Source organism: Micromonospora sp. WMMA1923, from assembly GCF_049179195.1.
Classification (GTDB): domain Bacteria; phylum Actinomycetota; class Actinomycetes; order Mycobacteriales; family Micromonosporaceae; genus Micromonospora; species Micromonospora yangpuensis.
Map to the genome: position 1 here is coordinate 1,757,928 of NZ_JBMHLZ010000001.1, position 12,730 is coordinate 1,770,657.

General features: G+C 66.3%; 6 protein-coding genes and 3 rRNA genes. 6 read left to right on the top strand and 3 right to left on the bottom strand.

The annotated features are described in order from the left end of the window. The gene (locus ACN28G_RS08020) at window positions 1-1,227 is read right to left on the bottom strand and encodes an NRAMP family divalent metal transporter (protein ID WP_091436705.1); all 1,227 of its coding nucleotides are present in this window, start codon (window positions 1,225-1,227) and stop codon (window positions 1-3) included. A 114-nt stretch (window positions 1,228-1,341) separates the two neighbouring features. Next, complete coding sequence (locus ACN28G_RS08025; protein ID WP_091446318.1) at window positions 1,342-1,749, bottom strand: PaaI family thioesterase; 408 nt, start codon at window positions 1,747-1,749, stop codon at window positions 1,342-1,344. Between the two features lie 116 nt (window positions 1,750-1,865). Between ACN28G_RS08025 and tyrS the strand changes: the two genes are divergently transcribed. From tyrS to rrf, 4 genes are all read left to right on the top strand, one after another. Then, entirely contained in the window at window positions 1,866-3,155 is a 1,290-nt protein-coding gene (gene tyrS, locus ACN28G_RS08030; protein WP_091436708.1) for a tyrosine--tRNA ligase, read from the top strand. Window positions 3,156-3,899: 744 nt separating this feature from the next. Beyond that, a 16S ribosomal RNA gene (locus tag ACN28G_RS08035) occupies window positions 3,900-5,414 on the top strand. 358 nt (window positions 5,415-5,772) lie between these two features. Then, window positions 5,773-8,884 (top strand): 23S ribosomal RNA (locus ACN28G_RS08040). An 84-nt stretch (window positions 8,885-8,968) separates the two neighbouring features. Beyond that, window positions 8,969-9,085, top strand: a 5S ribosomal RNA gene (gene rrf, locus ACN28G_RS08045). Together the 16S, 23S and 5S rRNA genes form the textbook arrangement of a ribosomal RNA operon. 89 nt (window positions 9,086-9,174) lie before the next feature. Here the strand turns inward: rrf and ACN28G_RS08050 are convergent. Beyond that, window positions 9,175-10,425 carry a hypothetical protein gene (locus ACN28G_RS08050; RefSeq protein ID WP_421478804.1) on the bottom strand — a complete coding sequence of 417 codons (1,251 nt, stop codon included), beginning with the start codon at window positions 10,423-10,425 and terminating at the stop codon, window positions 9,175-9,177. Window positions 10,426-10,734: 309 nt separating this feature from the next. Between ACN28G_RS08050 and ACN28G_RS08055 the strand changes: the two genes are divergently transcribed. Then, window positions 10,735-11,631, top strand: a complete 897-nt coding sequence (locus ACN28G_RS08055; protein WP_229688662.1) for a tetratricopeptide repeat protein — start codon at window positions 10,735-10,737, stop codon at window positions 11,629-11,631. Beyond that, the gene (locus ACN28G_RS08060; protein ID WP_421478805.1) at window positions 11,628-12,701 is read left to right on the top strand and encodes an HAD-IIA family hydrolase; all 1,074 of its coding nucleotides are present in this window, start codon (window positions 11,628-11,630) and stop codon (window positions 12,699-12,701) included. Before ACN28G_RS08055 ends, ACN28G_RS08060 begins: the two co-directional genes overlap by 4 nt. Window positions 12,702-12,730: the final 29 nt, after the last annotated feature.

Sequence of the window (12,730 nt, forward strand, 5' to 3'; positions counted from 1 at the left end):
TCACTGTCCCATCCTCGTGCCGACGGCCAGCGGGATGGCGGCGATCGACGCCGCCACGATCACCACCATCACCACCGCGCCGAGCAGGTTCGTCCACCGACCGTTCACCCGCTCACCCAGGTACGTCCGGTCGTTGGCGACGATCAGGATCGGCAGGTACGTCATCGGCAGCGCCACCGCGCTGATGATCAGCATGTACTCGGTAAGCGTGATCGGGTCGATCGTGGTCATCAGCACCAGCACCCCGAGCAGCACGCTCACCAGCAGCACGCTGTGGAACCGGGCCGCCTGGTGCGGGCTGACCTGCTTGCCCCACTGCCAGCCGAAGTACTGCGCCGCCGCGTACGCCGCGGAGAGCCCGGTCTCCAACGCGGCACCGAAGGTGACCGCGAAGAACGCCAGCACCGCCCCGGCCAGGCCGACCACCCCGAAGGCGACGACCACCGGCTGCGCCACCTGGTCCAGCCCGGTCAGCGGGGTCCGGCCGGGGTGGTACAGCACCGCGGCGGTGGCGATCAGCGACAGGGCGAGGAAGGCGCCCACCGGGAAGCCGACCAGCGCACTGAACCGGGCGTCGGCCAGGTCACGCACGCTCCAGTTCTCCTCGACCCCACCGGAGGAGAAGAAGAACACCTCGTACGGGCTGACGGTCGAGGCGAACAGGGCCACCGCGATGAACCAGTAGGCACCCCAGCCCTGCCCGGCGACCTCGGGCACCAGTGCCTGCCGACCCAACGCGGCCCAGTCGGTGGGCAGCCGGGTCAGCGCCACCGCGAACACCACCAGGGCCAATCCGGCCAGGCCGAAGACCCGCTCCATCAGCTCGAACCGCATCCGCCACAGCACCAACCACACCGCCAGCGCGGCCACCGGCACCCAGAGCAGGTACGGCAGGCCCGAGGCCAGCTGCAGCACCAACGCCACCCCGCCGAGTTCGGCGGCCAACGTCAACACCGTGACCAGGTACGACGCCACCAGGTTGAGCAGCGCCACGCGTGGCCCGAGCCGTTCCCGGACCAGGTCGAAGACCGCCCGGCCGCTGACCGCCGCGATCCGTCCGGCCATCTCGGCGTACGCGCAGATGCCGATCACGCCGACCAGCAGCACCCAGGCGTGTCCCATCCCGAAGCGGGCCCCCGCCTGGCTCGCCGCGACCAGGTCGCCGATGTCGACGAAGCCGCCGACCGCGGAGAGGACACCGAGGGTGGTGGCGAGGAGTCTCCTCACCTCGGCGGCGGATCGGGCCTGGTCATCGCCGCGACGATAACCGGACGAAAGCCGCCATCGCGGGCAGAGCGGCGATCAACCGTCCGTTCGGTCAGCCACGGCGCGGCGGTGGGGTCAGGCCGGGGAGAGGTTCTGCAGCCTGACCTGGCCCCGGGCGACCAGTCGTGCCTCGCCGTCGGTGATCTCCACCTGCCACAGCTGCTGACTACGGCCCCGGTGCACCGGAGTGCCCACCGCGGTCAACTCACCCTCGCGCACCGCCCGGAGGAAGTCGGTCTGGTTGGACACCCCGACCACCCGCCCGCGCTCACCCCACCAGAGCGCCCCGCCCACGCTGGCCGCCGTCTCCACCACCGCGCAGTACACGCCGCCGTGCTGGATCCCGTGCGGTTGGTGCAGCTGCGGTCGTACCTGCCAGCGGATCACCACCCGCTCCGCGCCCACCTCGTGGAACTCCAGGCCCAGCAGGCTGGCCAGGCCGTCCGTCAGTTCCGGCATCTTCACCGGTTCCTCCCCGATCATGTCGTTCTCCTCCCCGGTCACCGCACCGGCCGAGCACGCGACGGCCAGGGTAGCCGGGCCCGATCCCGCCGAACCCGCTATGGCCCGTCCCGGTCGATGGGGGAGAATCGGTCCCCGTGACCGACAGCAGCCTTCCGCCGTCCGGGCGGGACTCCCTGACCGATGACCTGCGCTGGCGGGGCCTGATCCAGGACTCGACCGGCCCCGACGAGCTGCGCGACCTGCTCGACGGCGGGAGGGCCACCTTCTACGTGGGCTTCGACCCCACCGCGGCCAGCCTGCACGTCGGGCACCTCGTGCAGGTCGCCACGGCCCGTCGGCTCCAACTCGCCGGGCACCGGCCGTTGCTGCTCGTCGGCGGGGCCACCGGACAGATCGGCGACCCGAAGGAGAGCGCCGAACGTACCCTCAACTCTCCCGAGGTGGTCGCGGGCTGGGTCGACCGGATCCGCGAGCAGCTCGCGCCGTTCGTGTCGTACCAGGGGGAGAACGCCGCGCAACTGGTCAACAACCTGGACTGGACCGGCGAGATGTCGGTGGTCGAGTTCCTCCGCGACGTCGGCAAGCACTTCCCGGTGAACAAGATGCTGGCCCGGGAGGTGGTCCGGGCCCGACTGGAGAGCGGCATCAGCTTCACCGAGTTCAGCTACCAGCTGCTGCAGGCCAACGACTTCTTCGAGCTGCACCGTCGGCACGGCTGCCAGCTCCAGTTCGGTGGTTCCGACCAGTGGGGCAACATCACCGCCGGGGTGGACTACGTGCGCCGCCGCGGCGCCGGCCCGGTGCAGGCCTTCACCACGCCCCTGGTGACCCGGGCCGACGGCACCAAGTTCGGCAAGACCGAGGGCGGCGCGGTCTGGCTCGACCCGGAGATGACCAGCCCGTACGCCTTCTACCAGTTCTGGGTCAATGTCGACGACCGCGACGTGGCACGGTACCTGCGGTTCTTCAGCTTCCGGCCCCGGGCGGAGCTGGAGGAGTTGGAGAAGGCGACCGCGGAGCGTCCGGCGGCCCGCCAGGCACAGCGTGCGTTGGCCGAGGAGCTGACCACCCTGGTGCACGGTGCGCGGGAGACGGCCCAGGCGGTGGCGGCCAGCCAGGCGCTCTTCGGTCGGGGCAGCCTCGACGACCTGGCGCCCGAGACCCTACGGGCGGCGTTGGCCGAGGCCGGTCTGGTGCGCCTCGACGGGGCGTTGCCCGATGTCGCCGGGTTGCTCAAGGAGTCCGGGCTGGTGCCGAGCATGAAGGAGGCACGTCGGGTGATCGCCGAGGGTGGCGCGTACGTCAACAACAACCGGGTCGACGCGGTTGACGCGGCCGTCACTCCCGCCGACCTGCTGCACGGGCGATACCTGGTCCTGCGCCGGGGGAAGCGGTCGTTCGCCGGCGTCGAGCTGCGGAGCTGACCCGCGGTTCCCACCGACGGCCGGCGGTTGCGCCGCTGGTCGCCCGGGCGCGCTCCGGGTCGTTCGGCGCCACGGCCGGTGGTGCGGCGGCCGGTGGTGCGGCGGCAGCCCACCACCGGTGTGACGTGCGACGCGCTCGGCCGATTTGACGATCAAACCATCGGGCGCGTAACTTTCTCTCTGCCAGCGCGGAACGGACGAAACAGGGCAAACGCCCTGCAAGGCCGGAGCGGGGTGGCCACTTCCAGGTCGACGAGCGACTCGTCAGTCCTGGTCCGGGCGGTGCTCTGAGGTCGACCACGGGGTCGATTTGGCGGAGCGCAGCCGACCGGGTAGAGTGGCCCGTCGGCAGGGAAACGGGCGAGCAGCGGGTAACCGTAGCGGCCGGCCTGCCAAAGCCACGGGAGATCTATCCGGCGCAAGTCGGCCTGATCGTGGTGCCCGAAAAGATTGAAAGTGTGACAGACCAGGAAACACCGGTTTGACACGGCGGAAATCAGCGGGTAACGTAGTAAAAGTGCCCGGCGCGAGAGCGGCGGGGGCGAGCGAACGAAATACCCCAGGTGGGGCTCGGTGAGACCGGGTTTCTGGTTGGTGTGTGGTTGTTCTTTGAGAACTCAACAGGGTGCTTGATAAGCCAGTGCCAATTGTTTTATACCCCGGGCTGGCCGGTTTCGATCGGTTGGTTTCGGATTCCTTTGGCAACATGTTGTTTGTTGTCGGGGTTGATTTTTCGACAAGTTTTTGTTGGAGAGTTTGATCCTGGCTCAGGACGAACGCTGGCGGCGTGCTTAACACATGCAAGTCGAGCGGAAAGGCCCTTCGGGGTACTCGAGCGGCGAACGGGTGAGTAACACGTGAGCAACCTGCCCCAGGCTTTGGGATAACCCCGGGAAACCGGGGCTAATACCGAATATTACTGCTGATCGCATGGTTGGTGGTGGAAAGTTTTTCGGCTTGGGATGGGCTCGCGGCCTATCAGCTTGTTGGTGGGGTGATGGCCTACCAAGGCGACGACGGGTAGCCGGCCTGAGAGGGCGACCGGCCACACTGGGACTGAGACACGGCCCAGACTCCTACGGGAGGCAGCAGTGGGGAATATTGCACAATGGGCGGAAGCCTGATGCAGCGACGCCGCGTGAGGGATGACGGCCTTCGGGTTGTAAACCTCTTTCAGCAGGGACGAAGCGCAAGTGACGGTACCTGCAGAAGAAGCACCGGCCAACTACGTGCCAGCAGCCGCGGTAAGACGTAGGGTGCGAGCGTTGTCCGGATTTATTGGGCGTAAAGAGCTCGTAGGCGGCTTGTCGCGTCGACTGTGAAAACCCGCAGCTCAACTGCGGGCTTGCAGTCGATACGGGCAGGCTAGAGTTCGGTAGGGGAGACTGGAATTCCTGGTGTAGCGGTGAAATGCGCAGATATCAGGAGGAACACCGGTGGCGAAGGCGGGTCTCTGGGCCGATACTGACGCTGAGGAGCGAAAGCGTGGGGAGCGAACAGGATTAGATACCCTGGTAGTCCACGCTGTAAACGTTGGGCGCTAGGTGTGGGGGGCCTCTCCGGTTCTCTGTGCCGCAGCTAACGCATTAAGCGCCCCGCCTGGGGAGTACGGCCGCAAGGCTAAAACTCAAAGGAATTGACGGGGGCCCGCACAAGCGGCGGAGCATGCGGATTAATTCGATGCAACGCGAAGAACCTTACCTGGGTTTGACATGGCCGCAAAACCTCCAGAGATGGGGGGTCCTTCGGGGGCGGTCACAGGTGGTGCATGGCTGTCGTCAGCTCGTGTCGTGAGATGTTGGGTTAAGTCCCGCAACGAGCGCAACCCTCGTTCGATGTTGCCAGCGCGTTATGGCGGGGACTCATCGAAGACTGCCGGGGTCAACTCGGAGGAAGGTGGGGATGACGTCAAGTCATCATGCCCCTTATGTCCAGGGCTTCACGCATGCTACAATGGCCGGTACAATGGGCTGCGATACCGTGAGGTGGAGCGAATCCCAAAAAGCCGGTCTCAGTTCGGATCGGGGTCTGCAACTCGACCCCGTGAAGTCGGAGTCGCTAGTAATCGCAGATCAGCAACGCTGCGGTGAATACGTTCCCGGGCCTTGTACACACCGCCCGTCACGTCACGAAAGTCGGCAACACCCGAAGCCGGTGGCCCAACCCTTGTGGAGGGAGCCGTCGAAGGTGGGGCTGGCGATTGGGACGAAGTCGTAACAAGGTAGCCGTACCGGAAGGTGCGGCTGGATCACCTCCTTTCTAAGGAGCACCTTCCGACGAAAGTCGGTAAGGAGCCCGCACTGCCCGAATGTGGTGGTGGGGTGCTCGAATGGCGGAGACACTGGTGAGTTTTCTCCTGGCAACGGTCGGGGTCGTCTAGTACAGCTGCTCTTCGGAGTGGTGGGAACGGTGATCCTGGTGCGGCTGGGGGAAGGCGGAGAGCACCCTGTTGGGTCCTGAAGGAACAACCATGGTTGTTTTTTCAGAGCCTTGTGATGAGGTTGCCAGGCATGGCCTGGCCTCGCATACCGGATCCTGGTGGGTTGCTGGTGTGGGGTTGGTGGGTTGTGGGTTGGTCGTTTGTTGAGAATTGCACAGTGGACGCGAGCATCTTTGTGGTCAAGTTGTCAAGGGCGAACGGTGGATGCCTTGGCACCAGGAGCCGATGAAGGACGTGGGAGGCCGCGATAGGCCTGGGGGAGCTGTCAACCAAGCTGTGATCCCAGGGTGTCCGAATGGGGAAACCTGGCATCAGTCATGTGATGTCACCCGCATCTGAATACATAGGGTGTGTGGGGGGAACGCGGGGAAGTGAAACATCTCAGTACCCGTAGGAAGAGAAAACAATTTAGTGATTCCGTGAGTAGTGGCGAGCGAAAGCGGATTGAGGCTAAACCGGTTGCGTGTGATACCTGTCAGGGGTTGCGTGGTCGGGGTTGTGGGACCCTGCTACACGAGCTGACACTCGTGTGAGGAGTGATAAAGCCAGTTGCTAGCTGAACAGTCTGGGAAGGCTGACCGTAGTCGGTGAGAGTCCGGTAGGTGAAAGTGGCTGGTCTTCTGTGGGTGTTCCCGAGTAGCGGCGGACTCCTGAAATCTGCCGTGAATCTGCCAGGACCACCTGGTAAGCCTAAATACTTCCTGGTGACCGATAGCGGACGAGTACCGTGAGGGAATGGTGAAAAGTACCCCGGGAGGGGAGTGAAATAGTACCTGAAACCGTTCGCCTACAATCCGTCGGAGCCTTTAGGGGTGACGGCGTGCCTTTTGAAGAATGAGCCTGCGAGTTAGTGGCATGTGGCGAGGTTAACCCGTGTGGGGGAGCCGTAGCGAAAGCGAGTCTGAATAGGGCGTTTGAGTCGCATGCTCTAGACCCGAAGCGGAGTGATCTAGCCATGGGCAGGCTGAAGCGTGGGTAAGACTACGTGGAGGGCCGAACCCACCAACGTTGAAAAGTTGGGGGATGACCTGTGGTTAGGGGTGAAAGGCCAATCAAACTCCGTGATAGCTGGTTCTCCCCGAAATGCATTTAGGTGCAGCGTCGTGTGTTTCTTGCCGGAGGTAGAGCACTGGATGGTCTAGGGGGCCCACAAGCTTACCGAAATCAGCCAAACTCCGAATGCCGGTAAGTGAGAGCGCGGCAGTGAGACTGCGGGGGATAAGCTTCGTAGTCGAGAGGGAAACAGCCCAGATCACCAGCTAAGGCCCCTAAGCGTGTGCTAAGTGGAAAAGGATGTGGGATCGCATAGACAACCAGGAGGTTGGCTTAGAAGCAGCCACCCTTTAAAGAGTGCGTAATAGCTCACTGGTCAAGTGGTTCCGCGCCGACAATGTAGCGGGGCTCAAGTACACCGCCGAAGCTGTGGCATTCACATTTTTACTTCGTCTCCGCCTTTTGGTGGGGGTGCAGGTGTGTGGATGGGTAGGGGAGCGTCGTGCCGGGGGTGAAGCAGCCGAGTGATCGAGTTGTGGACGCGGCACGAGTGAGAATGCAGGCATGAGTAGCGAAAGAAGGGTGAGAAACCCTTCCGCCGGATGACCAAGGGTTCCAGGGCCAGGCTAATCCGCCCTGGGTGAGTCGGGACCTAAGGCGAGGCCGAGAGGCGTAGTCGATGGACAACGGGTTGATATTCCCGTACCCGCGAAAGAGCGTCCCTGATGAACTTCGTTGTGCTAACCATCCGAACTGCTTGAGGCCTTCGGGTTGATGGTGGGGAGCGTGGGAACCTGGCGGGTAGTAGTCAAGCGATGGGGTGACGCAGGAAGGTAGCTGATCCCGGCCGGTGGTTGTGCCGGGGTAAGCGTGTAGGCCGTGCCATAGGCAAATCCGTGGCGCATGAGGCTGAGACGTGATGCCGAGCCGATTCAGGTGAAGTCAGTGATCCTATGCTGCCGAGAAAAGCCTCTAGCGAGTTCTTAGCGGCCCGTACCCCAAACCGACACAGGTGGTCAGGTAGAGAATACCGAGGCGATCGGGCGAACTGTGGTTAAGGAACTCGGCAAATTGCCCCCGTAACTTAGGGAGAAGGGGGGCCGGAGACGTGAAGCCCCGCGCGGGTGGAGCGTTGTATGGCCGCAGAGAGCAGGGGGAAGCGACTGTTTACTAAAAACACAGGTCCATGCGAAGAAGTAATTCGATGTATATGGACTGACGCCTGCCCGGTGCTGGAACGTTAAGGGGACCTGTTAGCTCTTCGGGGCGAAGCGGAGAACTTAAGCGCCAGTAAACGGCGGTGGTAACTATAACCATCCTAAGGTAGCGAAATTCCTTGTCGGGTAAGTTCCGACCTGCACGAATGGCGTAACGACTTCCCCACTGTCTCAACCACAGGCCCGGCGAAATTGCATTACGAGTAAAGATGCTCGTTACGCGCGGCAGGACGGAAAGACCCCGGGACCTTTACTATAGCTTGACATTGGTATCCGAATTAGCTTGTGTAGGATAGGTGGGAGCCGGTGAAGTCCATACGCCAGTATGGGTGGAGGCAATCTTGAAATACCACTCTGGTTGATTTGGGTATCTAACTTCGGGCCGTGATCCGGTTCAGGGACAGTGTCTGGTGGGTAGTTTAACTGGGGCGGTTGCCTCCTAAAGGGTAACGGAGGCGCCCAAAGGTTCCCTCAGCCTGGTTGGCAATCAGGTGTTGAGTGCAAGTGCACAAGGGAGCTTGACTGTGAGACTGACAGGTCGAGCAGGGACGAAAGTCGGGACTAGTGATCCGGCACTTGCGTGTGGAAGCGGTGTCGCTCAACGGATAAAAGGTACCCCGGGGATAACAGGCTGATCTTCCCCAAGAGTCCATATCGACGGGATGGTTTGGCACCTCGATGTCGGCTCGTCGCATCCTGGGGCTGTAGCAGGTCCCAAGGGTTGGGCTGTTCGCCCATTAAAGCGGTACGCGAGCTGGGTTTAGAACGTCGTGAGACAGTTCGGTCCCTATCCGCCGTGCGCGTAGGATACTTGAGAAGGGCTGTCCCTAGTACGAGAGGACCGGGACGGACGAACCTCTGGTGTGCCAGTTGTCCCGCCAGGGGCACGGCTGGTTAGCTACGTTCGGAAGGGATAACCGCTGAAAGCATCTAAGCGGGAAGCTCGCTTCAAGATGAGGTATCCCATCCACCTTTGGTGGAGTAAGGCCCCCAGCTAGACGACTGGGTTGATAGGCCGGAAATGTAAGCTCGGTAACGGGTTGAGTTGACCGGTACTAATAGGCCGAGGACTTGACTACGAAGCTGCTACGCGTCCACTGTGCAACTCTTGACAAACGAACGACATCACCGTGTGTGGGTGTTGTTTGATATGTCGATAGGGTTACGGCGGTCATGGCGGAAGGGAAACGCCCGGTTACATTCCGAACCCGGAAGCTAAGCCTTCCAGCGCCGATGGTACTGCACTCGGGAGGGTGTGGGAGAGTAGGACACCGCCGGACATTCTTACAGTCGAGGGCCGCCCCATATGGGTCGGCCCTCGACTGCGTGGCGCCGTTGTGGCGCAATGAGGAAGGAATTACCTGTGAGTTCAGGACCGCAGGGCGGAGATCGTCCCCGACGTCACGAAGACCGCACCGATCGCCCGCACCGAACCGACGGAGCCCGGCGCGACGACCGCCCCCCGTACCGGGGTGGCCGCGACGACCGCAGTGGACACGCGGGTCGAGGTGACGGTGGATACCGCAGCGACGATCGCGGCCAGAGCAGCTTCCGTCGGGACAGCGGTCCCTCCCGGGACGGTGGTTTCCGGGCCGGCCGCCCGGACAGCCCGCGTGGGGGGTCCCGCGAGGGCGGGTTCCGGCGTGACGCCGGCTCCGCCCGGGACGGTGGATACCGCGGCGCGGAGCGTGGTAGCGGTGACCGCGATGGCGGTTTCCGCAGCGGGGACCGCCGTGAAGGAGGCTTCCGGGACGATCGACGTGGCGGTGGGTTCCGCGACGAGCGGCGTGAGGGCTCCGCCTCCCGGGGCGGCGACCGGTCGTCCGCTGGCGGCTACCGGCCTGCCGAGCAACGCGGCTTCCGGGATGGCGACCGCCGTACCGGCGGCGACCGCGAGGGTGGCTACCGAGGTGGCCCACGTCGTGACGCTGGCGCCGGAGGTGACCGCCGTGAGGGTGGTTTCCGTGGCGGTGACCGCCGTGAGGGTGGTTTCCGTAGCGCGGACCGCGATGGCGGTTTCCGTGGCGGTGACCGCCGTGAGGGCGGTGACCGCCGTGAAGGTGGTTTCCGCGGTGCGGACCGCGATGCTGGTTTCCGGGGCGGTGACCGGCGTGAGGGCGGTTTCCGGGGCGGTGACCGGGACGGTGGTTTCCGTGGTCGGGACCGCGACGGTGGTTTCCGTGGTGGTGACCGGCGTGAGGGCGGTTTCCGGCGGGACGACCGGGACGGCGGTGCCCGTGGTGCCGACCGGCGCGACGAAGGCCCCCGGGGCGAGCGGCGTGAGGGCGGCTTCCGCGGCGGGGACCGCCGGGACAGCGGTTTCCGTCCCGACCAGCGTCGGGACGACCGCGACGGTGGCTCCCGGGGCGGCGACCGCCGCGAGGGCGGCTTCCGTGGGGGCGACCGCGACGGTGGTTTCCGTGGTGGGGACCGGGACGGCGGTGCCCGTGGTGGTGACCGCCGCGAGGGTGGTTTCCGTGGTGGTGACCGCCGCGAGGGCGGCTTCCGTGGGGGCGACCGGGACGGTGGTTTCCGTGGTGGGGAACGGCGTGAGGGCGGTTTCCGACGGGACGACCGGGACGGCGGTGCCCGTGGTGGTGAGCGCCGCGACGCCGGGCACTCCGGGCCGCGGCGCGATGGTGGCGAGCGGCGCGGCGGTGGTTACCGGGGTGACCAGGAGCGGCCCCGGTTCGACCGGGCGTCCGACGACCGGGGCGGCTATCGGCCGCGCCGGGACGAGCGACCGACGTCCGACGACCGGCGCCGCGAGGGCGGGGCGGCGACCTACCCGGACCGTCGGGACAACCGACGGGACGACCAGGCCGACCGGGTGCAGTCCCCGGCGCTGCCGGACGACATCGTGGCGAGCGACCTCGACACCGCGGTCCGGGCCGAGTTGCTCTCGCTGGCCAAGCCGGTGGCGGAGACCGTGGCGCGGCACCTGGTCGCGACCGGGCAGCTGATCGACGAGGATCCGGCCGAGGCGTTGGCCCACGCGGTTGCCGCACGCCGGCTGGCCGCGCGGATCTCCGCGGTCCGGGAGGCGGTCGGGTTGGCCGCGTACCACGCTGGCGAGTGGCAGACGGCGATCGCCGATCTGCGTACGTTCCACCGGATGACCGGGTCGCAGAGTCACCTCGCGGTGATCGCCGACTGCGAGCGGGCGCTGGGTCGGCCGGAACGGGCCATCGACCTGTTCCGTGGTGCCGACCGAGACGCGCTCGACCGGGCTGTCGCCGTCGAGCTGCTGATCGTGGCTGCGGGGGCGCGGGGCGACCTGGGCCAGAAGGACGCGGCGGTGGCGATGCTCCAGGTCCGGGAGCTGACCAGTGAGTCCACCGAGGCGTGGACGGCCCGCCTGCGGTACGCCTACGCCGACGCGCTGCTTGCCGTGGACCGTCGGGAAGAGGCCCGGGAGTGGTTCTCGCGGGCGGCCGACGCGGACCTCGACGGGGAGACCGACGCTGCGGAACGGCTGCTCGAACTCGACGGCGTGGTGATCGAGGGTGACGAGGAGGAGGAAGCCGCAGTCGAGCAGGACGTGGCTACCGGTCCGGGTGCCCCGGGCGGTGTGCCGGCCGTGGCCGAGGACCGTACGGTCGACGACGGCGCGGCTGACGCGGACCTCGGGCTTGAGGACGCGGCTGAGGCGGACGCGGCCGCCGTGGCGGACTCGGCGGCAGTGGCGGACTCGGCGGCCGAGGACACGGGTGTCGACGGTGCCACCGGGGCCGACCGCACCACCGGGGCCGACGCCTCGGAGCGGGACGGTGCCGAGCCGGTGCGGCGGGACGGGGCTGCTGGTTCGTCGGCGGACCAGCGGTGAACGCGGCCCCCACCGGCCCGCTGGTGGACGGGTACCAACTGGTCGCCTTCGACCTGGACGGGGTCGTCTACCTCATCGACCGGCCGATTCCCGGCGCGGTGGAGGCGATCGGTCGCCTGCACGCCGGGGGCCGGTCGGTGGCCTACGTGACGAACAACGCCTCGCGGCGTTCCTCGGACGTGGCGCAGCTGCTGACCGGGATGGGCGTACCGGCCCGGCCGGAGGAGGTGCTCACCTCCGCCGGCGCGGCCGCCGAGCTGCTTCGGGACCGGCTGCCCGCCGGTTCCGCCGTGCTGGTCGTCGGGGCCGAGGCGTTGCGCGCCGAGGTCAGCGCGGTCGGGCTCAGGCCGGTCACCACCGCCGACGAGTCGCCGGTGGCGGTGGTGCAGGGGTACGGGCCGCTGGTGGGCTGGGCCGACCTCGCCGAGGCGTCGATCGCGGTCCGTGCCGGTGCGCTCTGGATCGCCACCAACACCGACCGGACCCTGCCCAGCGGTCGTGGACCGTTGCCCGGCAACGGTTCACTGGTGGCTGTCCTGCGTACCGCGTTGGATCGGGAGCCCGACGTGGTGGTGGGCAAGCCGGAACCGGCGCTGTTCGCCACCGCCGCCCGGCGCGCCGACGGCGGTCGTACGCTGGTCGTCGGTGACCGGTTGGACACCGACATCGAGGGCGCCGTGCGAGCCGGACTGGACAGTCTGCTCGTGCTGACCGGTGTCAGTGACGTGCCGGAGCTGCTCACGGCCGGGCCGCAGCGTCGTCCCACGTACGTCTGCTTCGACCTGGCCGGGCTCTCCGACCCGGCGGCCGTGGTCCGGGTCGGCGGCGGGCCCGCCGGTGACCGGTCGGCGGACGCCCCGTCGGTGGGTAGCGGTTGGACGGTGTCGGTCGCCGACGGTGTGCTGGAACTGACCGGTTCGGGACGTCCGCTGGATGCCGTGCCGGCACTCTGCGCGGCGGCCTGGTCCCGCGGGCCGGAGGCGGCCGGGTCCACTCCGACCGCGCCCCGGGTCCGGGCCGGCTCGGCGGAGGCGGAGGCGGCACTACGGGCCCTGGGCCTGTCCGTCTGAGCGTCGGGTCGGGTCCGGTCCCGACAAGG

Excerpts from the sequence above, each read along its gene's own strand:
- ACN28G_RS08025 (WP_091446318.1), bottom strand. The coding sequence starts at position 1,749 with ATGATCGGGGAGGAACCGGTGAAGATGCCGGAACTGACGGACGGCCTG.